This is a genomic window from Pseudomonas fluorescens, assembly GCF_012974785.1.
GTDB lineage: Bacteria > Pseudomonadota > Gammaproteobacteria > Pseudomonadales > Pseudomonadaceae > Aquipseudomonas > Aquipseudomonas fluorescens_BT.
Genome location: NZ_CP027561.1, coordinates 2,441,369 through 2,462,854 on the forward strand (window position 1 = coordinate 2,441,369; position 21,486 = coordinate 2,462,854).

A 21,486-nucleotide genomic window follows, 5' to 3' on the forward strand; every position below is an offset into this window, starting at 1 on the left:
ACCGCTTGCCGGGAAACTGTCGAAGACTGTGAAGACGGCTATCGGGTCAATCCCAGCCGCTCGTGCCATTGGGCGATGGATTCTTCGGGGTAGACCTCGAATTGCTGATCCTTCGCGCTCGCCTGCACTTCGACCCACGGCGCTTTCGAACCGAGCATCAGATGGGTGTGTTCCGGCGGCACCGGTAACGGCGTGTCGATGGCCGAGGCGAACGGGTGGATCAGCTCCGGCCATTCCGGGCTGAACAGCCACAGGCCGCTGCCGCACTGCGAGCAGAAGTGCCGCTCGGCGGTGCTGCGGTGGGCGCGGGTATCGCCTTCGTCTTTCATCTTCGCGTGGTAGATCGTGATGTTCTTGCGACCGCGCACCTTGAGGCTGGCCGCGTCGCCGCCGAGATTGATCGCATAGCCGCCTCCGCCCTGGGTCTTGCGGCAGATCGAGCAATAGCAGCGTTGATAAGGGTAGGGGTGGGCGCTGTGGAGAGTGAATGAAACCGCGCCGCAGTGGCAGGAACCTTCGAGGTGCATGGTGGCCTCCGATGTTTTTGTCGATGCGGTTCAGCCTAGAAGAGATGTCGCGGCTGTGCCGCCGCTATCGCGAGCAAGCTCGCTCCCACAGTTGGAACTCATTTCAAGTGTGGGAGCGGGCTTGCTCGCGAAGAACGATAACGCGGTGCAACTGGACGCCTACGAAAAGCCCGGTCAGCATGTCCGCAAAAAAAGGGACCCCAACCCATGCGCCGACTACCTTCCCTGGCCGCCCTGCGAACCTTTGAATGCGCTGCCCGTCACGCGCATTTCGGTCGGGCCGCCGCCGAGCTGTGCGTCACCGACAGCGCCGTCAGCCATCAGATCCGCCAGCTCGAAGAGCAACTGGGCGTGTCGCTGTTCATCCGCGAAGGCCGGCAGATTCGCCCGACCATCGCCGCCGGGCGCTTGATGCAAAGCCTGCAACAGGCCTTCGAGCTGATCGGTGATGCCTGCGACGAGTTGCGCGATCCATCCTCGCTCGCCGTGTTGCGGCTGGCGGTCACGGCGGAGCTGGCGCAGAAGTGGTTGATGAACCGTCTCACCGATTTCTATGCGCGTTATCCGCACATCACCTTGCATCTCTACGAACAACCGATCGACGCCACGGCGCCCGGCGAAGACATCGACCTGGCGATCACCTACGGCACCGGCCCGGTGGACAGCAGCGCGTATTTCGTTCGCCCATTGCCGGCGTTGCAGTTCTTCCCGGTGTGCAGCCCCGGCCTGTTCAATCAGGGCACTCTGAAAAATCCCAAGGACCTGGCCCGGCATTGTCTGCTGCACGATGATCAGGACGGCAAGACCTGGACCGCCTGGCTGACCGGCCATGCTGGCGACCTGCGCCCGGAGCGTCAGTTGTATTTCGCCCACGCCGGACTGGCGTTGGAAGCGGCGGCACAAGGGCAGGGCGTGGCGATGGGCGACAACCTCACGGCGCAGGAAGACTTGCAGAACGGGCGACTGGTGCGGCCGTTCACCTCCAGCATGACCGCGTTGGGCCAATACGCGCTGGTCTGCGAGCGTGTGCGTCTGGAGCGTCCGGCGGTGGCGCAGATGCTGGAGTGGTTCAACGATCAACTGGCGGATTGATGAGTTGAATTCAACTGTTCCGAAATAATCATCGTTGGCGGGTCGACCGCCCGCGACCGTAGCCTGAGGTCATTCCCATCCCGATGACGAGGTTTGACCATGGCACGTTTGCTCGACACCACCCCGAAACAGGACGGCTTCCGTCTGCCCGGCGAATTCGAAGCGAAGTCCGGTTGCTGGCTCGGCTGGCCTGAGCGTACCGATGTCTGGCGCAACGGCGCCAAGCCTGCGCAGAAAGTCTGGGTGCGGATCGTCACCGCGATCTCCCGCAGCGAACCGGTGACGGTCTGCGCCTCCGCTGCCCAGTTCGCCACCGCCCGCCGCCAGTTACCGCCGCAAGTGCGCGTGGTCGAGATGAGCTGCAACGACACCTGGTTCCGCGACAGCGGCCCGTGCTTTGTGGTCAACGATCAGAGCGGTGAAGTGCGTGGTGTCGACTTTGAGTTCAACGCCTACGGCGGCCTCGATGGCGGGCTCTACTACCCATGGGACAAGGACGACCAGATCGCCAGCAAGATCCTCGAAATCGAACGCTTCGACCGTTATCGCGCGCCGTTGATTGCCGAACTCGGCGGCATCCAGAGCGACGGCCAGGGCAGCATCCTCACCACCGAGCAATGCCTGCTCAACCGCAATCGCAACCAGCACCTGGGCAAGGACGAAGTGACCCGGCGATTGACCGATTACCTTGGCGCCGAGCAAGTAATCTGGCTGCCACGCGGTTGCAAGTTCGACGAAACCGATGGCCATGTCGACGACCTCGCGTGCTTCGTCCGGCCCGGCGAAGTGGTGCTGCAATGGACCGACAACCGCGACGATCCACAGTGGGAAATCTATCAGGAGGCTTACGACATCCTGCGCAGCACCCGCGACAGCCGTGGCCGCGAGCTGATCGTGCACAAACTGCCGCAACCGGATGTGCTGGAGTGGACCGCCGAAGAAGCCGAAGGCCTCGATCAGCAGGACAGCACCCACACACGCCAGGCCGGCACCAAAATCTGTGCCTCGTACATCAACTACTACGCCGGCAACAGTTCGATCGTGGTGCCGCTGTTCGGTGATCGCAACGATCAGGTGGCGCTGGCGACCCTCGCCGAACTGTTCCCGCAGCACAGGATCGTCGGCATCGAAAACTCCCGGGAAATCCTGCTCGGTGGCGGCAACGTCGCATGCATCACCATGCCGCAATACGCCGGCCAGAAAAAAGGAGCCTGACCATGGGCCTGCACAAACTGAGTAAAGCGTTATTGCTGGTGCTTGCACCCTTGTGTGTGCAGGCTGCCGAAACGGCGAAACCGGTGGTCAATCTGTACATCTGGGGCGAGTACCTGGCCCCGGATACCCTGAAGAATTTCGAGGCGAAAACCGGGATTCAGGTGGTCGCCGATCACTTCGACTCGCTGGAGACCGTCGAGACCAAACTGCTCACCGGCCGCAGCGGCTACGACCTGGTGCTGACCGCCGGCCAGCACCTGTCGCGGGCTATCGAGAGCGGCGCGATCCAGACGCTGAACAAACAACAGCTCCCGCACTTTGCCGGGGTCGGAGACGAATTCCGTCAGCATATGGCGGTGTTCGATCCGGGCAACCGCTACGCCGGGATCTACGCCTGGGGCACCACCGGTGTCGGCTATCAGGAAGAGGCCGTGAAGCAGCGCCTGCCGGAGGCGCCACGGGACAGTTGGGCGATGCTGTTCGATCCGCAAGTGGTGTCGAAATTCGCCGATTGCGGGGTGAGCCTGCTCAACGATCCGAACGAAGTGTTCGCGGCGGTCATGAAGTACATGGGCCTGGACATCAACCGCCAGAGCCTGGATGACCTGAAACTCGCCGAGCAGCAACTGGCGAAGATCCGCCCGTACATCCGCTACTTCGATAACGACCTGAACATCAGCGACCTGGCCAATGGCAACACTTGCGTGGCGATGTCGTGGAACGGCAACGTCGCCATTGCGGCCGGTCAGGCCGAAGCGGCGAAAAAACCGTTCAGGTTGAATTACCGGATTCCGAAGGAGGGCACGCTGATCTGGTTCGACGCCATGGTCATCCCCAAGGATGCACCGCATCCCGAGGCCGGATTGGCATTGATGGATTACCTGATGACACCTGAAGTGATCGCGCCGATCACCGACACCATTCACTACGCCAATGCGATCACGGCGGCGGACGGGTTGATTGATCCGGCGATTCGCAATGATCCGGGGACTTATCCGCCTGAGGCGGTGAGGGCTTCGCTGTACAGCAAGAATGACAATGGCAAGGCGTTCAACCGGGCTTTGATTCGGGCGTTCAGCAAATTGAAATCGGGTCTGTAGCTCCCCCTCACCCCAGCCCTCTCCCGGAGGGAGAGGGAGCCGACCGAGGTGTCTTACGCTATACATCGACCTGAAACACCGAGTCGACTATGGATTCGCCAAAGTTTTGGCAACTATGGGTTCGCAAACGTCTTGGCGCCTATGGATTCACAGTTGCTATTTCAGGTCGGCGTACTTCTAAAGCATCTCCGAATCGGTTCCCTCTCCCCCGGGAGAGGGCTAGGGTGAGGGCGCTTTTGGCACCCGCCACAAATACCAGGCCGCCACCGTCCGAAACGGCTTCCAATCCAACCCGATCTCAATCATCCGCTTGCGCGTCGGCTGCACCTCAAACCCCTTCAAGCGCCGATATCCCTCGCGAACCCCAAAGTCATCGGCCGGCAAGATATCCGGCCGCTCCAGGCTGTAGATCAGCAACATCTCCACAGTCCAGCGCCCAACCCCGCGCAGGCTGACCAACCGCTCGATCAGCGCCTCATCCTCCATCGCCAGCGCAGTCGAGTAATCCGGCACAACGCCGTCCAGAGTCGCTTGGGCAATCCCCTGAATCGTCGCAATCTTGCCCGCCGAAAACCCGCAACCGCGCAGTCGATCAAAATCCGTGGCAAGGATCTGTTCGGGACGCGGAAACGTCTGCCCGGGAAACAACCCCACCAACCGCCCGACGATCGCATCGCCCGCCTTGGCATGCAGTTGTTGATAGGCAATCGCCCGCACCAGCGATTCATAGGGATCACGCGTCGGATGCGGCTGATGCAGGCAGGGGCCGATGGCCGCAATGTGGCGCTGCCAGTCGGCGTCGAGGCTGGCCAGAAATTCGCTGGCCGGTTGATAGGGGTCGGGTTTCGGCAACTTCAGTGATCCGTTGATTTCGCCATGGTTGAAAGCCTTGAGGGCGCGAGTGTTGATTTCTCAGAAAACCAGCGGTTGCGTCAGTTGCACGGCAGCGCTTTCCAGCCTGAGCAAAAACGCCTTGCGCGGTTGTCCTCCACCATAGCCGGTCAGCGAGCCGTCCGCACCGATCACCCGATGGCACGGCACCACGATCGACAAGCGATTGTGCCCGTTGGCCAGCCCCACGGCGCGACTGGCGCCGGGTCTGCCCACACGTGCGGCGATGCTGCCGTAAGTGCTGGTGTGGCCGTAGGGGATTTGCCGCAGTTCGGCCCAGACTTGCCGGGCAAACTCGCTGCCGGGCAGGTGCAGCGGCACGCTGAACTCGCTCAGCTTGCCGGCGAAATACAGCGCCAGTTCGTTTTCGATCTGCTGCAAATGCGCGTTGTGCCCCGGTGCGACTGCATAGCCGTAGCGGTTCTGCAGTTCTTCGACTTCCCGGGTCAGCGCCGGGCGGTCGAGAAACTCCAGCAACACCAGTCCGCGTTGCTCGGCCATGGCGATCATCGGCCCCAGCGGCGTTGTCAGCCGGGTGAACAGCAGCGGTTCGCTGGTCACTGCGCGTCCTGGTGTGATGTGGAATGACTTCTGGAATGCATCGCGAAAACCGCTGAGAGATTCATAGCCGGAATCGAACGCCGCGTGGTCGATGGACGTGCCTTGTTTGATCCCGCCCAGCGCCACGCCGAGCCGACGGGTGCGCAGCCATGCATGAAAAGTCATGCCGAAATGCTGCTTGAACCAGCGCCGCAACTTCAGTGGTTCGATGCCTTCGGCGAGCAATTGCGCATCGCTCCAGCGCAGCTCCGGCTCGGCGTCCACGGCCTTGAGCAGTCGTTGCACCCAGTCCGGGGCGATGGCTGCGGCGTCCAGCGGTTTGCAGCGCAAACAGGCGCGATAACCGGCGGACAGGCATTCGTCAGCGTGGGCAAAGAACTCGACGTTCTGCGGTTTCGGCTTGCGCGCCGTGCAGCTTGGGCGGCAGAAGATCCCGGTGGTTTTCACGGCCGTGAAGAACACGCCTTCGTAGGCAGTGTCGCGTTCGAGCATGGCGCGAACCATTTCGGCGTGGGGCGGCAGGACAGCGGTCTGTATGTTCATGGGCCGAGGATAAAACCAGTTATTCGATGGCTCCACCGAAAAATCGACAGTGAATTTTCGGGCCGCTGCACTACAGTGATCGGGTCGCTACAACTTGGGAAATAAAGGTATGCCACCGTTCACGATTCACCACATCGATCACATCGTGCTGCGCGTCGCCGATCTGCAACGCAGCATTGATTTCTACGACCGGGTCTTCGGCGCCGAAGTGGTCAAGTGCAACGAAAAGTTCGGTCTGGTGCACCTGCGCGCCGGTACGTCGATGATCGATCTGGTCGACCTCGAAGGGGAAATCGGCCGCAAGGGCGGCGCCGCGGCCGGCAGCGAGCGGCGCAATGTCGATCATTTCTGCCTGCGCATCGAGCCGTTCGATGAAGAGGCTTTGATCAGTCATTTGCAATCCTGCGGCCTGACCGTCGACAAGGCCGCCACTCGTTTTGGCGCCGAGGGCAACGGCCCGTCGTTGTATTGCTTGGACCCGGACGGCAATCAGGTCGAACTCAAAGGCCCGTCCGAAGCCTAGGCCCGTTTGGCCATCAGCAACACCGAAGCCGCCGCCGACAGCAGCCCCGCGCAGCAACGGTTGAAAATCCGTTTGCCGCGGGGCTCGGCGAACCAGCGGCGCATGTGCAGGCCCATGTAGGCGTAGGCGCTGATGGCGATCCATTCCAGCAACAGGAAAAGCCCCCCCAGCAGCATGAACTGCGGGGTGATGGCGCGGTTCGGGTCGACGAATTGCGGCAGGAATGCGGTGAAGATCAGGATTGCCTTGGGATTCCCCGCAGCCACTAAAAACTCCTGACGCGCCAGGGCCAGAAGCCCGTTCGCCGGCGCTGCAACGGCATCTTCGGCGGCAGGGTTGGCCCGCCACAGCTGCCACGCCAGATACAACAGATACCCCGCGCCGACAATCTTGATTCCATAAAACAGCAACTCGGACGTTTGCAGCACCACCGCCAGCCCCGCCGCTGCGAGGGCGATCATCCCGGCGAACGCCAGCAACCGACCGATCCCGGCCACGCAGGCGCGACGATAGCCGTAACGGGTGGCGTTGCTGACCGACAGCAGGTTGTTCGGGCCGGGCGCCATGTTCAAGGCAAAACAGGCGGGCAGAAACAGGGAAAGGGTGGCGAGATCCATTGCGCGGGCTCCGGTGGCGGGACGGCTATTTTTATCATGCTGGCGGCAGGCCGGAACCGTACAGTCAGGCTGCGGAGTCACGGTACAGCGATTTTCGGGCGTAATCCGTTCGAACTTTCCGCCGCCCTGTCAACTCTGAAACCGTCACAGGGTGATGAATCCGCCAGAAAAAACCATCTGCCGGGTCAGAAAGGACAATTGCCGTGTAAGATTTCGCGCCAAGCTTTTCCATCACCCATGGCCCCAGGCGGCCCACAGTACGAGCGACCTACATGCAAGCAAAGGCCCGCGAGGTTCATGTACCACCTGTGTTGCAGGATCTGCGCGCCGGCACCGCCGAACTGCACATTGCACTGGAAAAACGCCTTCCTTTCTTCTCCGACACCCTTGATCTGCAGGCTTTCGAGCGACTGATGCGCGCCTATTACGGCTTCTATCAGCCACTGGAAAACGCATTGCAGGACAGCGGCGCGATCCCCGCCGATTTCGATCTGGTTTCGCGCCTCAAGACCCCGACCCTGCAACGCGATCTGCAAGCGCTGGGCGCAAATGGCGGGGACTTTTCGCTCTGCTGCCAGTTGCCCGCCATCGACTCCGCTGCTGCGTGTCTAGGCGTTTTATACGTTCTGGAAGGCGCGACCCTCGGCGGGCAGATCCTGCGCCGGGAAATCGCCGCGCGACTGGGCCTGGGCGCGGACAACGGAGCAGCGTTTCTGGACATTTACGGCGCTGCCACCGGCCGGCGCTGGCGCGATTTCATCGAATACCTTGGCAGCCGCCCGATGCACGCCGACGAGCGCGAAATCGTCGTGACGGCCGCCCACACCACATTCAGCTGTTTCGAGCGCTGGCTCGAAAGCCAGGAGGTTCTGGTATGACCCCGCAAGACAAAGAAGCCTTTGAAGAGTTGCTGGCCAACTGCGCCGACGAGCCGATCCGCTTTCCCGGCGCGATCCAGCCCCACGGTTTGCTGCTGACCCTGAGCGAGCCGGACCTTTCGATCATCCAGATCAGTGCCAACGTCGAAACGTTGCTCGCCCGTCCGGCGCAAGAGCTGATCGGCCAGCCACTGCAAAGCCTGATCGGCGATGCCCACGCTGCACAGGTTCGCGAGGCCCTGCAACAACCGGCCTTGTCCGACGCGCCACCGCTGCACTTTCGTCTCAACGGCACCGCGTTCGAAGGCTTGCTGCACCGACATCAGGATGTGCTGATCCTGGAGCTGGAAATCCACGTCGAGAACTTCCAGCCCCGCAACGTCGCCGGCACCGAAACCCACTTGGGGCGGATGCTCGCGCGCCTGCAGAAGGCCAAGAGCCTGCAGGCGCTGTACGACATCAGCGTCAAGGAAATTCAGGCCATGACCGGTTACGACCGGGTGCTGATCTATCGCTTCGAAGAGGAGGGCCACGGTCAGGTCATCGCCGAAGCGTCCGATCCGTCGATGGAAGTCTTCAACGGTTTGTTTTTCCCGGCTTCCGACATTCCCGAGCAGGCCCGCGAGCTGTACCGCACCAACTGGCTGCGGATCATCCCGAATGCCGATTACCAGCCGGTGCCACTGGTGCCCAAGCTGCGCCCGGACACCCAGACCCCGCTGGACCTGAGCTTCGCGACGTTGCGCAGCGTGTCGCCGATCCACTGCCAGTACATGAAGAACATGGGCGTGCTGTCCTCGATGAGCATTTCCCTGCTCAAGGGCGACCGGCTCTGGGGTCTGATCAGTTGCGGCAACCGTCAGCCGCTGCACGTGCCGCACGAGTTGCGCACCGCATGCCAGACCATCGGCCAGGTGCTGTCGCTGCAGATCAGCGCGATGGAAGCGCTGGAAGTCAGCCGCCAACGCGAGGAAAAGGTCGAGGCGCTGGCGTTGCTCAATCAGGCAATGATCGATTCGCCACAGAACGTCTTCGATGGCCTGGCCAATCAGCCGCAGGTCCTGATGGCGCTGGCCAATGCCGGCGGCATCGCGATCATCGAAGACAAGCAATTGCACCGTTACGGCAATTGCCCGGAGCCGGAAGAGATTCGCGCTTTGCACAAATGGTTGCAGGAGCGCGGCGAGCCGGTATTTGCCAGTCATCATCTGGCCAGCGTCTATCCGCCGGCCGCGCACTATCAGCAAGTTGCCAGCGGCGTGCTCGCCATGAGCCTGCCAAAACCCGTGGACAACGGCGTGCTGTGGTTCCGCCCCGAAGTCAAAGAGAACATCAACTGGAGTGGCGACCCGCGCAAGCCGCTGGATCTGGAGAACTCCGACGCCGGCCTGCGCCTGCGGCCCCGTACTTCGTTCGAAATCTGGAAGGTCGAAATGGCCGGAATCTCCACCAAGTGGAGCCACGGCGACCTGTTCGCCGCCAACGACTTGCGTCGTTCGGCCCTGGAAAACGACCTGGCCCGTCAGGTGCGCCGCGAGCAGGAAGCAGTGCGTGCCCGCGATGAGCTGGTGGCCGTGGTGTCCCACGACCTGCGCAACCCGATGACCGTTATTTCGATGCTGTGCGGCATGATGCAAAAGGCTTTCAGCTCCGACGGCCCGCACACTTCGCGGCGCATCTCCACTGCCATCGACACCATGCAGCAAGCCGCAGGACGCATGAACACGCTGCTGGAGGATTTGCTCGATACCTCGAAAATCGACGCCGGGCGCTACACCATCGCGCCGCAGAAACTCGATGTCGCGCAGATGTTCGAAGAGGCGCAGTCACTGCTCGCGCCGCTGGCGCTGGACAAGGACATCAGCATCTCGTTCGAGGCCGATCCGGATCTGAGTATTCATGCCGACCCCGAACGGCTGTTCCAGGTGCTGTCGAATCTGGTGGGCAATGCGATCAAATTCACTCCTCGTCTGGGCACGGTCGACGTGTATGCCAAGTCGGTAGGTGATGAGATCGTCTTCACGGTACGCGACAGCGGCGAAGGCATTCCCAAGGATCACTTGCCGCACGTGTTCGACCGTTACTGGACGGTGAAGGAGGGAAATCCGACCGGCACCGGGCTGGGGCTGTACATCACGCAGGGCATCGTCGAGGCCCATGGCGGGCAGATCGTGGCCGAGAGCGAGCCGGGGCAGGGCAGCGAGTTCCGCTTCACCGTGCCACGTCTGGACTGAGTACCGGTTCACGTCGGGTGGCCTGCAGCAGGGTCACCCATTCGCCGGCGAATCGATGGCAGTCGCCGGGCCAGCGGGCCGTGAGCAGGTTGCCGTCGCGCACCACAAAACCGATTTGCGAGTTCTCTGCCTTGTCGCGTTTGGCCATGAATGGCCCGCGTATGAAATCGGCCTTGCTGGCCAGTGCGGTTTTCACTTCTGCCTCGACTGTCTGTCTGTAGGTGCGGTAGTAGCGCCCCAGCCACGCGGCGGTCATCAGCCACGCCGGCAGCTCCATGGTTGCCGCCAGCAATGCTGTGACCTTGCGCCCGAACAACACCGAACGCCCGGTGTCGGGATCAAGCGTGCGGGCCAGCAACAGCACGCCATGACACACCGCCGCCACGGGTTTTTCGGCTTTGAAAAATTGCAGGGCGATCTGTTGGGCCTGCTTGGATTCCAGCAATGTGCGCATGCCTTCGGCATGACCGCCGGGAATCAGCAAACCGTCAAATCGGTTCGTGTCGACATCGGCATACGCCAGCGGCTGCTTGAACGCATCGGACTCGATCATCTGCTTGTAGCTGTCCAGATCGGCCTTGCGTGTCATCAGCATCGAATTCAGCAGGCCGAAACCGATGTTCACCAACCGTGGATCGGCGTGGGCGGGCAAGCCTTGCGGTGTGGCAAAACGTACGTCGATGCCCGCGTCGCGCATTGCCTGCCACGGCACGCTGCTTTCGGTAGGGTCGTAATCGGCGCAGGGCAGCAGAATCAGAATCATGGAGGGCGACTTCCTGGTCGAGAGTGGTCACTGAGGTAGAGCGTAGTGGGTCTGCAGGCGCGAGGGTAATTTCGTTCAATACCCAAGGGCAGGGCGCTGGTTACCGTGAGCGCCTTGTTCCTCTCGATTTGAAGCAGGTGTGCGATGAGTCTGATTGTGTCGATGGCGGCGTTTGCCCTGGCAGCGTCCATTACCCCGGGGCCGGTGAATATCGTGGCGTTGAGCTCCGGCGCGCAGTTCGGCTTTCGCGCCAGTCAGCGGCATGTGGCCGGAGCGACGCTGGGGTTTGTGCTGTTGCTGGTGTTGATGGGGCTGGGGCTGCACGAAGTGCTGACGCTGTGGCCGTCGCTGACCCGTGTGGTGCAACTGGCCGGGGTGGCGTTTCTGCTGTTCATGGCCTGGAAACTGGCCACCGATAACGGTCAGCTGAATACGGGAGAGTCGGGCAGGGCGCCGTCGATGCTCTACGGCGCAGTGATGCAGTGGCTCAACCCCAAGGCCTGGCTGGCCTGTGTGGCGGGCATGGGCGCGTTTGTCGCCGATGGCGAGGCGCGGCTGGTCTGGCAGTTTGCGGCGGTGTATCTGGTGATCTGTTATCTGTCGGTGGGGTGCTGGGTGTATGTCGGGACGTTCTTGCGTGGGTACCTGGGCAACCCGACAGGGATGCGGTTGTTCAACCGGGTAATGGCGGCATTGCTGGTGATGAGTGCTGTGTATCTGTTGCTGCCCTGACCCGTACCCCGGCGAACGGGGTACGGGCGCGTTGGAATCCATTCAATCGAGCGTCATCAGAATATGCCGTTAAGCTCCCGGAATACATGGGGCGGCATCGGCGTGAATCTGTTATTGCGCAGTTGGCTGATCGAGTACAACGCACTGGCGGTGCGACCGTTGCCATCCCCAAAGCCCTGGAAACCGACGACTGCCGCGAGCAGGTGTTTGTCAAAGTGCTGATGGTTTACGTCCAGATGCTTCAAATGCTGCTCCAGCAAGGCGAAGCCGGTCGGGCTGCTTCCATATTTGGTCGGGGCCCCCGCATCGCGCACTCGGCCAACGGCATCCGGTACAAGTTTGCGATGGATTTCCCTGATCACATTCGGATCGGTCAAGGAGGCCTTGTTGCTGGTGTATTCGCGCAGCACGCCAAGAATATTGTCGAAGTCATTGCCGCTGGAGGTCGAGCCGTTCAACATCCACGCGGTCGCTCTTTGTGATGGATCGGTATAGCCCAGGCGATTGAAGAGGGCTTCCGGCATCACGTCGCTGTAGGGCGCCCTGCCCAGATCCAGTTTCAGTATGTCCTGCTGATAGCCCTGCATGTACCGGGCTTTTTTGCTTTCAAGCTCATAAAGGACAGCCAGTGTTTCGGTGTAACTTTGTGCCGTGCCGTGTACGTTGTTGAGCGGGACCGGATGGCCCTTTATGAATGCTTGTGTCAGTTCATCCAGTGCCTGTCGCCCGATCAGAGACTCCAGATTGCCTGCCTGTTTTGATTGAAACGCTGTTTCCTTGACCGCGTTATTCACCAGATGCCGCCATTCTGTTTCGGCCACATTTCCGGGTAATTTGAAGTGTTTGTCGCTCAAGTGCGAGACAACCTGTTGGACGGTCTCCAGAGTGTCGTTTTTCAGCAGTGCTCGCCCGTGGGACAGTGTGTCCAAGGACATCCGCACTTGGGCAGCCGAGCCTGTGTGATCGATGGCCTTGATCAGGTCGTAGGTGTTGGCACCCGTCAGATAGCGCAGATGCTGATGGGTCTTGCGCAGGGCAGTGGCGGTGTGACCGCCGAGTTTCGAAATGCCGCGGCCGATCAGTTTTCCGCCGCCCTTGATCAAATCGGGGAGCCCGCTCAAAGGGTTGAACAGACTCAATGTCGTGCTCGCAAGCACTCGAGATCCGGCAAGCAGTCGGGTGGTCAGGGACGAGGCTTTGCTGGCGCTCAGTGCGACCCCCGCGGGCAAGGCTGCAAAGGTCATCAGCAGTACTGCGGCGTCCACGATGCAGTCGAGAATGGCCGGGCCTTGCTTTTTGGGGTCCCCCGAGGAGAGTCCCTCAACACAACTCTTGAATGGAATGATCATGTTGAGAATGACTTGGAAAATGGCATCGGTCTTTTCAATCGCTCGTTCCCGGTCACTTTGATGCAGGCCCAGCCGATGTATTTCGCTTTGTGTTAAATGTGGGTTTTTTTCGGCCACGAGCCTGCCCAGGGCCTCTTTGCGTGGCGAACGCAGGAGTGTCGTCGGAGCGTCCGCATCCGCATCTCCGGTGGGCGTGCGCAACTGACCGATCTTGCGCAGGTACAGCCGGGATTGGATGCCATTTCTCGGTGCCACATTCTGCAGATAGGCCTGGAGGTCAACGGGAGCTTTTTCCAGTTTCTTCTTATTGGCGAATTGTGTGTCGAGATTGAAGTAGTCGCCTGATACGAGAGGTGCCAGGAACGCCTCGAGTTCAGGATTTTCACGACACTCCATCCGCATGGGAAACAACTCAAAGCACGCAATTTTGTTTTGCAGGTACTGGGCACAGAGAATGACGCCGTAACGCCCGGTTTCTCCGGGCAACTCTGCTGCGGGAATGGTGACCCCCGGACGAGCGGACGGAGACTCTGGTCGATAGTCTATTTTCTGCACGCTGTATATACCGATGGCTCCATATTCGATCTCGGGTACAAGTCGGGAAGAAAGTTGCGAAAGTGCAAACTCGATATTGCTCGCCAGTGCGCCGGTGATGTTGTCGAAGTAGGTCTGGACGGCAGGGTCGTAAAGTTCGGAAACAGGGAACAGATATTCCAGATCGGGAAATGACTCATAGATACTCTGACCTCTGACACGATCCCAGTCACGTGTGTGGAGTTCATCGCCCATATACAGATCAAGTACGGAAACCCTGCGTCCGCCACCGCCGCCACTGCCCCGGTGCTTGACCAACTGCTCATCCGGATCGCAGTCGGGAAACCGGGCTTTCAATTCGTTCAGCGCCAGTTGTTTGCGGTCAGGGAGAGGGCTGCTCAGGGCCTTGATGGCACTCAGCATCTTGTCCGTGTAGCGGGCATATTCATCGCAGGCATGCGTGATGGCCGCTTCGTTTACGGTATTGTCGCTGTCGCGGGCGATGACCCCGTTCATCAGTGCCCAGGTCACCACCGGATCGACCGAGAAGGGAGCCTGCATCGCTGCCAGTTGCGGCATCGCCTTGACGGACTGGCCAAACCCCATCAAATGTTGATAGGTCATGTCGCGGGTGCAGCCCGGAATCAGCGACTCGACCAGATGGAGCGTCTGACAGCCAACCACCCAGGCCGGTGTTCCCAGGCGCATCTCGCTCGGCCAGTGCGCAAACTGATATTCGGGAGCCATGCCGCCCAGAACCCATTGTGCGACCAGTGGGGCAAGCTGCCCATTCAATTGCAGCGCTTCGATCAGGTGCTTTTCCAGTCGCGTTCGCACCTGGGCTGGATGCAGGTGCAGAAACTCCTTGGCATAAAGATCGAAGCCGGCGAAGTGGGTGGATGCGATATCCAGTTCCGGATCCAGGTCCAGCAGCATGGCGGCAATCAGCAATTGCTCGATGAGCGCCGTCGGTGGAGGTGTTCCCGAGTCGGGAAACCAGCCCAGTGCATTGATGTACTCTCGAGCCTCGGCAGAAGCCCAGACGGCAATGTCCGTCAGTCGCTGCAAACGGTAGTTCTGGCTGGTTTTCAGGTTGTCCGACGACGTGTTTTCCAGCAACAGGTGGTTGCCGAAGTCCGCGACCAGGGACATTTCCCCGCCCGTGTAGCGTTCGGTGACTTGCCCGATGATGGCACGGCTATTTTCATCGAGCCTGTAAGGGGAGTCGGCAGGAGCGTCCAGCACTTGCCAGTAATTTGCATGTCGAGGGGCGTCAGGCAGTCGGGAGAAACGCAACAGATCGAGCAGTAAACGAGTTTCTTCTTCGCCGGCGGGAATGTGCAGCTGCTGGAAGCGCAACCATTGGCCAATGAGCAGGGTTCCCCCCGTCGTTATCCAGCCTCCACACAGGCTGGCGATACGGGCCAGCGCGGCCAGATCTTCGCTGAAACCCGCCAGGCCGGTGACGTCCGCGGTAATGTCCCGAGGCGACACATAGGGTGTGGCAGGCTCGTTTGCGTTGCCGACGAGATTTGGAAAGGAATAGTAAAGACGGCCTGTTTCGTCTACCAGAAAGATGGCGTGTGCGGGAATCGAGCGCCGTTCGCGAATCTCGGAAAAACCGGCGCGCCGAAGCAGAATCGACAAGGAAACACTGGCGCTTCGATGGGCCCTGGAAAACAGAGAACCTTCCACCATGGGGGCCTGGATACGATCCCAATCCCAGGCAAGTTGCTCTACAGCGTATGGACTTTCAATAAAGTGAGTGAGAGTGTCGATAATGCTCTGCTTTTGTTGTTCATCTAAATCGGCGTCAAGTTTTGAAATGTCTGTTTGCATTGAATAAGTTCGGCTTTGTAAGTGTTGATGGGCAGGTGCCGAGATTAAGCGAATGATCAAAAAAGTGTTGTTGAAGTTGTGTATGGAAGTGTTTTTTTGAATGAGGGGGGTGTGAGGGTTGAAGTAAATCTATTCTGGATGTCGTAAATATGCTGATGGTTGGTGATGTTTGGGTGGGGGCTGGATTCTCTTGTTTCATATTGTTTGAAACATGATTGATGTTACGCAACGGTATTCGAGAGGAGATCGCTCACCGGTTGTTAGCGGCAAGATGCTCTATGCCGTGATGAATCGTACAGGCACAACGCGTTTAGACTTCAAGTCAGCCTGCTCTTCATTTCGTGTTGGAGCACACTCGGGCGTTTCGTTAATTACCGCTAAATTTATCTTTCGGACGTACGACTCTAAGGAGGAGCTTCTTGAGGTGCGGCTGTTCGATGAGTCCCCTGCAGGTCCCCATGATTTGTTCTTTTCGGGGCGAGATGTCACAAGGCTGAAGTCGAACTGATCAAGTCAGGTGATGTGGCCGCAAGTTTGATACCCGATACCTTCAGATTCAACCCCGATACTGCCCCGGCGTCACCGCCAGATGCTGCTTGAACGCCCGCTGAAAATGGGCCTGATCGGCAAACCCCGCCTCCAGCGCAACATCCGCAATCAACTGCCCGCGCCTCAGTCGCTCGCGGGCAAACTGAATGCGCTGGTTGACCAAAAACGCATGGGGCGTCATGCCGAAGTGTTGTTTGAAGGCGCGGATCAGGTAGGACGGTGACAGCTCGGCAGCGGCGCAGATGTCGTCGAGGCTGAGCAGGTCGGTGCAGTGTTGGCGGATGAAGTCGGCGGCGCGTTCGAGTTTGAAGTTTGGTTCGCGCAACGGTTGTTCGATGGGGTTCAGGCGCAGTTGCAGATCGCTGAAGAATTCCACCGCTGCGCTATGTTTGCGCAGCACGTCTTGCTGATCGTCGACCAATACCGCGTACAACGCATTCAAGTCGCGAAACAGGCGAGCGTCATTCAAATGGGTATCGGAAAACCGCCGAAACTCAAGTTCTACACTGAAACCCAACTGATGCTGCAAGTCCGTCAGCCACGGCGTTTCCACATACAGCATAAGATACGACCACGGCTGATCATCGATCGGGTTGCACGCGTGTACGTCCCCCGGATTCATCAGCACCACGGTGCCGGCTGCCACTTCGAACGTTGATTGCTCATGCACATAGGTGCTACGCCCGGCGGTGATTGCGCCGATGGAAAAATGCGCGTGTGAATGTCGGGAATAACAGACCTCGCGCCCATCGGCGATGGCCCGGGCCTCGATGAAGGGCAGGGCGTCGTGGCGCCAGAAGCGCGGGGCTTGTTCAGGGTTTTTGGCGGCAGTGTGTTTCATTGTTGAGGTTCCCGGCAGTCGGGCTTGAGTTTAGCGAGTGCTGACTGCCGTTAGCCAGTCATCGCTATTTCGTAAATCGCAGCTCATCGATGATCACACTATCACCGGGGACTTCGATCTGAGCCTTTGTAAACGCACGTTGGATGGTGTATCCGAATGACTTCTCGCCAGCACCATGCGCAGGTTCATTGAACTCGACAATCTTTGAACCATCCTGCGCAAAAAAACGCACAGTCATTCCTTTTGCGGCGTTTGACAACCAAAAGCTCAAGCTGATTCGCAGCTCGTCCAGGTCAATGTCCACGATACCTGTGCGAATGATCAAGACTTGTCCGTTAACATGCGTACCGCCTGCTTTCTTAATGGACATCGGGACTGTAGATGCCGGCAGAAGGTGAAAGCGTACCCCGTTGCTGGTGAAAGTCTGTCCGGGAGCAAAATCCTGTGAGGTCTGATCTTCGAAATCCACTGTAATGAGGTTGTTCATGACGGTATACCTTCAAATGGAGGAATAACCAGTGTCAAACAACGACAGAACAATGACACCTGTCAGATCTGACAGGTGACAACGATTCCCGATGCACGGTTGACTGAATCCGCAGGCTCAACTCTGGCCGGCGAAAGCTCGCTCCAGTTCGGCGATGTCGAGTTTTTTCATCCCGAACATGGCCTGCATCGCCCGTTGGGCCTTGGTCTGGTCGGGGTCGGTCATCATGTGCATGAACGCCACCGGCACGATCTGCCACGACACGCCGAACTTGTCCTTGAGCCAGCCGCATTGCTGCGCTTCCACCGGCCCGCCGGCCGACAGGTTGCCCCAGAAATGGTCGATCTCTTCCTGGTTCTGGCAATTGACCTGAAACGAAATCGCCTCATTGAACTTGAACATTGGCCCGCCATTGAGCCCGGTGAAGGTCTGGCCGTCGAGTTCGAAGCTGACGGTCATTACCGAGCCTTCCGGGCGACCGTGGAATTCCTGGCCAACCTTGCTGTAATGGGTGAGGGCGGTGATTTTCGAGTGATCGAAGATCGAGCAGTAAAACTTCGCCGCCGCTTCGGCCTGATCGTCGAACCACAGGCACGGAGTCAGCTTTTGAAAGCGTTGCATGGCAGTCATCCTCGGCAGGTTGGATACGCTGGATTAATAGCGTAGTCAGTCTGTGATCAGCAGGCGGTGCCGTGGATCGAGTGGTTGGCTGTTGTGAGGATCGAGTGTAGTCGTATTGACTTTGATGGGTGTCAAAAAGACTCTTTTATATTTATGTCAAATTGACTCGTATTTTCGCAACTGCCTGATATTGCTGGGCTAAAAGTCTGGCACGAGTGTTGATACACCTTCCGTACAAACTGATCCGCTCAGGAGTACGAAACATGTTCACTCTCTTCGAGAGTCCGCTGAACGTTCTGTATCTGTCGAGCAAAGTGCTCGTCGCCGGCCTGGTCATGTTGCTGGCCGGGATTTACGGCGCTTATTTGTATCAGGGCCACATGCCCATTGCGTTGCTGGTAGCGATGCACGCCATGACCATTGTCGGTCCGACGCTGATCAAGATCGGCTATGTGATGCGCCTGCTTTCACATTACCGGTTGGGCCAGTCCCCGGCAGGGGCGGTGGCCTGAGATGCGCAGACTCGCAACCGCACCGGTGTTCAGCCTGGGCTTTCGGCCGCTGTTTCTGGCCGGCGCCGGATTTGCGGCTCTGGCGATTCTGATTTGGGGCTTGTGGCTTTACGGCCACTGGTTCGACCTGCAACCGGCGGGCGGCATGCTCGCTTGGCATCGGCATGAAATGCCGTTCGGTTTCGCGGTGGCGATCGTTGCCGGGTTTCTGCTGACGGCGGTGCCCAACTGGACCGGGATTCCAGGCGTGCGCGGCGGGGCGCTGATTGCGTTGGTTTCGGTCTGGCTGCTCGGACGTATGGCGTGGTGGTTGCCGTTGCCCGTTGCATTGATCCTCGCGCTGCAATGGGCATTTCTGCCCCTGCTGGCGGTGGCGCTGGCACGGGATCTGATCGCTGCGGGCAAGCGCGACAATTACCCGATTGTGCTGGTACTCGGGTTGATGGCGGGTTGTCAGGCGCTGACTCTGATCGGCATCTTCAGGGACGACGCTGGTTTGCAGCGTCAAGGCGTACTGGGTGCTTTGTGGCTGATGGCGGCGCTGATGACCGTGATCGGCGGGCGGGTGATTCCGTTCTTCATCCAGCGTGGCTTGAACCGTCCACCGGCACCGAGCGCCCATCCGTTACCCACACGGCTGCTGTTGATCGGCAGTCTGCTGACGGCGATCACGTTTGCGGCGGGTCTTGACGATTCGCCCCGGCCGTGGCTGGCAGCGCTGTTCGTGCTCACCGGCAGTTTGCAGATACTGCGGCTGATCCGCTGGCATGATCGCGGGATGTGGCGGGTGCCGCTGCTCTGGTCGCTGTACCTGGCTTACAGCTGGATGGCGCTGGCGATCTGGGCCATGGCGGCGTGGCATCTGGGACTGCTCGGCCAGCAAAGCCTGGCAACCCATGCGCTGGCGGTTGGCGGCGTGGGCGGGTTGATTCTGGCGATGATTGCTCGGGTCAGCCTCGGTCACACCGGGCGGCTGTTGCAGCCACCGAAGGCCGTGGTGCTGGGGTTTGCATCGGTGTTGATCGCGGCGGGTTGCCGGGTGTTGCTGGTGCCGTTTTCCAGTCTTGGGCTGGGGTTGTCCGTGGTGCTCTGGTGCGCGGGGTTCGCGCTGTTTTTGCGGCATTACACCGGGATCCTGCTCAAACCGAGGCTGTAGTTTTTTATCCGCGACGCTCTGCAATCATCAACAACGACTGCGGCACGGGACTTTGCGGATGTTGCGGCTCCCGCAGGCTGGTCAACTGAAACCCGGCCATGTCCAGCGCATTCAGCCAGCTGGACAAGGTGCGGAAATACCATGGCATCGGCTGCCACTGCCCCTTGAAGCCGTCGAAGGTTTCCTCGCGCCAGCCATCCTGATAATCACCTGCGGCCACCGACCACGGGTGCAGCGTCTGGATGACCAGCGCACCGCCGGGCACGAGCAGGGCATTCAGGGCGGCGAGCAGCGGGATGATGTCCTGATGCAGCAGGGAAAAATTGGCGCAGATAATGTCGTAGCCGTGGCCGATGTCGACTTTCGTTTCCGCCAGATCTTCATAGCTGGCGACGTGCACGGGAGACGATCCCGCCGCTTGTGCCGCCTCGACCAGCGTGGCATCGCCGTCCACTCCGACCACTTCGATCCCGCGCTCTGCCAGCGCCCGCAACAGCCAGCCTTCGCCGCACCCCAGATCGAGCACACGTTCAGGTTGGCGCCCCATCAACGCCAGCAGAATCGCCTGATCGGTGACTTGCCGGCGGCTCTCGATGGCGCCGCTGCGGATGGCTTCGGTCCAGGCCCGGGCATTGTGGTGCCAGCTCTGGAGGAGGGTGGATTCAGGCGAGGACATGGCGAACTCCGAGGATGCGGGTGCAGGCAAGGATAGGTCAGGTGCAGTCGACCAGACGAATCCGGTTGCGTCCGCCGCGCTTGGATTCGTAGAGCGCGCTGTCGCCCTGTTCGATCAATGCCGCGAGGCTGGTCGGTGGCTGGTCGAACACCTTGGCGCCAATGCTCAAGGTAACGGCTTCAGGGGTGATGTAGGCCTGCGAAGTCAGCGCCTGAAACTGCTCACGCAGCTCACTGCCCAGCACCATGATCTGTTCGTGGGAAGCATCGCCCAGCAACATGACGAATTCATCACCGCCCAGCCTTGCCGCCAGCGCACCCTGAGGCAGTTGCGAGCGGATCATTTCGCTGAGCGAGATCAGCAGGCGGTCACCGGCGGTGTGGCCATACAAGTCGTTGATCAGTTTGAAGTTGTCGATGTCGATCAGCAGCAGGGCGCCGGGGCGGGCGCTGGAGACTTCCCTGAGCAGGCGCGGCGCGCTGACTTCGAGGGCGCGGCGGTTGTACAGTGCGGTCAGCGGATCCCGGGCGGCCAGTTCGGCGATCTGTTTCTCCCGGCGGTAGCGCTCGGTGCCGGTCATCGACAGCGCAATCAGCATGATTGCCATCGCGCCTTCGACCAGAGAGATCTGAATGATCTCGCCGCGCAGCGACGCCAGATCGATCAGCGTGCCCGGAATCACCGCGATGATCGCCTTGGTGAAATAGAACACGCCGTGGATCAACAGCACATAACGCAGTTGCACGGCACCGATGCTCAGCGACTTGCCGTGCGGGCGCAGCAACAGACTGGCTCGCAGCATCAACGCGGCTACCAGCAGCGAGTTGGCCACCAGCATGATCTTCGACCACGAGGGATCTTCCGGTAACAGCAGCAACGCCAGCCACGCGAGGAACATCAAGTACCAGGCTCGCGATAGCGACCGCTGGGTAAACCGCGCGACGCCCAGCAGGAACAGCCAGTGCGCAACGACCAGCAAGCCGTTGGCGAACCAGATGCCAATCAATGGATAACCGTTGGCGCGCAGCAGGGCCAGGCTCGAACCGACGGTGATGGTGGCGAAACCGGCGCTCCAGAACAGCAACGAGGATTCGCGGATGCTGCGCCATTCGACCGCCAGGTAAAGGGCGGCCGCCGCTGCCAGTGCGGTGGAAATGGTCAACATCGTAAGGGGGTCGAGCGCCATGAAGGGAGTGGTCTGTCTGAATGGTGGTAATGGGCCACGATTGTAAGCGTTCCCCCATGG

At 60.0% G+C, this 21,486-nt stretch carries 20 protein-coding genes; 9 read left to right on the forward strand and 11 right to left on the reverse strand.

What is annotated here, in order from left to right:
- Positions 1–38: 38 nt before the first annotated feature.
- The gene (locus C6Y56_RS10970) at positions 39–527 is read right to left on the reverse strand and encodes a GFA family protein (protein ID WP_169429874.1); all 489 of its coding nucleotides are present in this window, start codon (positions 525–527) and stop codon (positions 39–41) included.
- A 207-nt stretch (positions 528–734) separates the two neighbouring features.
- Between C6Y56_RS10970 and C6Y56_RS10975 the strand changes: the two genes are divergently transcribed.
- The 3 genes from C6Y56_RS10975 to C6Y56_RS10985 all read left to right on the forward strand — a co-directional run bounded on the left by C6Y56_RS10975 (position 735) and on the right by C6Y56_RS10985 (position 3,934).
- Entirely contained in the window at positions 735–1,619 is an 885-nt protein-coding gene (locus tag C6Y56_RS10975; protein WP_169429875.1) for a LysR substrate-binding domain-containing protein, read from the forward strand.
- Positions 1,620–1,718: 99 nt separating this feature from the next.
- Positions 1,719–2,834: an agmatine deiminase gene (aguA, locus tag C6Y56_RS10980; protein WP_169429876.1), complete on the forward strand. Its 1,116-nt coding sequence runs from the start codon at positions 1,719–1,721 to the stop codon at positions 2,832–2,834.
- A 2-nt stretch (positions 2,835–2,836) separates the two neighbouring features.
- The gene (locus tag C6Y56_RS10985) at positions 2,837–3,934 is read left to right on the forward strand and encodes an extracellular solute-binding protein (protein ID WP_169429877.1); all 1,098 of its coding nucleotides are present in this window, start codon (positions 2,837–2,839) and stop codon (positions 3,932–3,934) included.
- A 219-nt stretch (positions 3,935–4,153) separates the two neighbouring features.
- On the opposite strand, the gene C6Y56_RS10990 is transcribed toward C6Y56_RS10985, so the two are convergent.
- Together C6Y56_RS10990 and C6Y56_RS10995 are read right to left on the reverse strand one after the other, a co-directional pair.
- Positions 4,154–4,786, reverse strand: coding sequence for a DNA-3-methyladenine glycosylase family protein (locus tag C6Y56_RS10990; protein ID WP_169429878.1), 633 nt, complete (start codon positions 4,784–4,786; stop codon positions 4,154–4,156).
- Positions 4,787–4,846: 60 nt separating this feature from the next.
- Entirely contained in the window at positions 4,847–5,929 is a 1,083-nt protein-coding gene (locus C6Y56_RS10995) for a bifunctional transcriptional activator/DNA repair enzyme AdaA (RefSeq protein WP_169429879.1), read from the reverse strand.
- Positions 5,930–6,038: 109 nt separating this feature from the next.
- Between C6Y56_RS10995 and C6Y56_RS11000 the strand changes: the two genes are divergently transcribed.
- Positions 6,039–6,452 (forward strand): VOC family protein, encoded by a 414-nt coding sequence (locus tag C6Y56_RS11000; protein ID WP_169429880.1) that lies wholly within the window; start codon positions 6,039–6,041, stop codon positions 6,450–6,452.
- On the opposite strand, the gene C6Y56_RS11005 is transcribed toward C6Y56_RS11000, so the two are convergent.
- On the reverse strand, positions 6,449–7,069 hold the full coding sequence (locus tag C6Y56_RS11005) for a LysE family translocator (protein ID WP_169429881.1): 621 nt from the start codon (positions 7,067–7,069) through the stop codon (positions 6,449–6,451). The genes C6Y56_RS11000 and C6Y56_RS11005 overlap by 4 nt on opposite strands.
- Positions 7,070–7,341: 272 nt before the next feature.
- Between C6Y56_RS11005 and C6Y56_RS11010 the strand changes: the two genes are divergently transcribed.
- Both C6Y56_RS11010 and C6Y56_RS11015 read left to right on the forward strand, forming a co-directional pair.
- Positions 7,342–7,947 (forward strand): biliverdin-producing heme oxygenase, encoded by a 606-nt coding sequence (locus C6Y56_RS11010; RefSeq protein ID WP_169429882.1) that lies wholly within the window; start codon positions 7,342–7,344, stop codon positions 7,945–7,947.
- Positions 7,944–10,181 carry an ATP-binding protein gene (locus tag C6Y56_RS11015; RefSeq protein ID WP_169429883.1) on the forward strand — a complete coding sequence of 746 codons (2,238 nt, stop codon included), beginning with the start codon at positions 7,944–7,946 and terminating at the stop codon, positions 10,179–10,181. Before C6Y56_RS11010 ends, C6Y56_RS11015 begins: the two co-directional genes overlap by 4 nt.
- Here C6Y56_RS11015 and C6Y56_RS11020 read toward each other — a convergent pair.
- On the reverse strand, positions 10,159–10,944 hold the full coding sequence (locus C6Y56_RS11020; protein ID WP_169429884.1) for a type 1 glutamine amidotransferase domain-containing protein: 786 nt from the start codon (positions 10,942–10,944) through the stop codon (positions 10,159–10,161). The genes C6Y56_RS11015 and C6Y56_RS11020 overlap by 23 nt on opposite strands.
- Positions 10,945–11,088: 144 nt before the next feature.
- Between C6Y56_RS11020 and C6Y56_RS11025 the strand changes: the two genes are divergently transcribed.
- Complete coding sequence (locus tag C6Y56_RS11025) at positions 11,089–11,676, forward strand: LysE family translocator (RefSeq protein ID WP_169429885.1); 588 nt, start codon at positions 11,089–11,091, stop codon at positions 11,674–11,676.
- A 56-nt stretch (positions 11,677–11,732) separates the two neighbouring features.
- Here the strand turns inward: C6Y56_RS11025 and C6Y56_RS11030 are convergent, their stop codons facing one another.
- The 4 genes from C6Y56_RS11030 to C6Y56_RS11045 all read right to left on the reverse strand — a co-directional run bounded on the left by C6Y56_RS11030 (position 11,733) and on the right by C6Y56_RS11045 (position 17,896).
- Positions 11,733–15,398 (reverse strand): hypothetical protein, encoded by a 3,666-nt coding sequence (locus tag C6Y56_RS11030; RefSeq protein ID WP_169429886.1) that lies wholly within the window; start codon positions 15,396–15,398, stop codon positions 11,733–11,735.
- Between the two features lie 556 nt (positions 15,399–15,954).
- Positions 15,955–16,788, reverse strand: a complete 834-nt coding sequence (locus C6Y56_RS11035) for an AraC family transcriptional regulator (protein WP_169429887.1) — start codon at positions 16,786–16,788, stop codon at positions 15,955–15,957.
- A 64-nt stretch (positions 16,789–16,852) separates the two neighbouring features.
- Positions 16,853–17,275 carry a hypothetical protein gene (locus tag C6Y56_RS11040; RefSeq protein WP_169429888.1) on the reverse strand — a complete coding sequence of 141 codons (423 nt, stop codon included), beginning with the start codon at positions 17,273–17,275 and terminating at the stop codon, positions 16,853–16,855.
- Positions 17,276–17,392: 117 nt separating this feature from the next.
- Entirely contained in the window at positions 17,393–17,896 is a 504-nt protein-coding gene (locus tag C6Y56_RS11045) for a VOC family protein (protein WP_169429889.1), read from the reverse strand.
- 263 nt (positions 17,897–18,159) lie between these two features.
- Between C6Y56_RS11045 and C6Y56_RS11050 the strand changes: the two genes are divergently transcribed.
- Positions 18,160–18,408, forward strand: a complete 249-nt coding sequence (locus tag C6Y56_RS11050; RefSeq protein ID WP_169429890.1) for a transmembrane sensor/regulator PpyR — start codon at positions 18,160–18,162, stop codon at positions 18,406–18,408.
- 1 nt (position 18,409) lies between these two features.
- Positions 18,410–19,564, forward strand: coding sequence for an NnrS family protein (locus tag C6Y56_RS11055; RefSeq protein ID WP_169429891.1), 1,155 nt, complete (start codon positions 18,410–18,412; stop codon positions 19,562–19,564).
- A 4-nt stretch (positions 19,565–19,568) separates the two neighbouring features.
- On the opposite strand, the gene C6Y56_RS11060 is transcribed toward C6Y56_RS11055, so the two are convergent.
- Both C6Y56_RS11060 and C6Y56_RS11065 read right to left on the reverse strand, forming a co-directional pair.
- Entirely contained in the window at positions 19,569–20,240 is a 672-nt protein-coding gene (locus C6Y56_RS11060; RefSeq protein ID WP_169429892.1) for a class I SAM-dependent methyltransferase, read from the reverse strand.
- A 37-nt stretch (positions 20,241–20,277) separates the two neighbouring features.
- Positions 20,278–21,426: a GGDEF domain-containing protein gene (locus C6Y56_RS11065; RefSeq protein WP_169429893.1), complete on the reverse strand. Its 1,149-nt coding sequence runs from the start codon at positions 21,424–21,426 to the stop codon at positions 20,278–20,280.
- Positions 21,427–21,486: the final 60 nt, after the last annotated feature.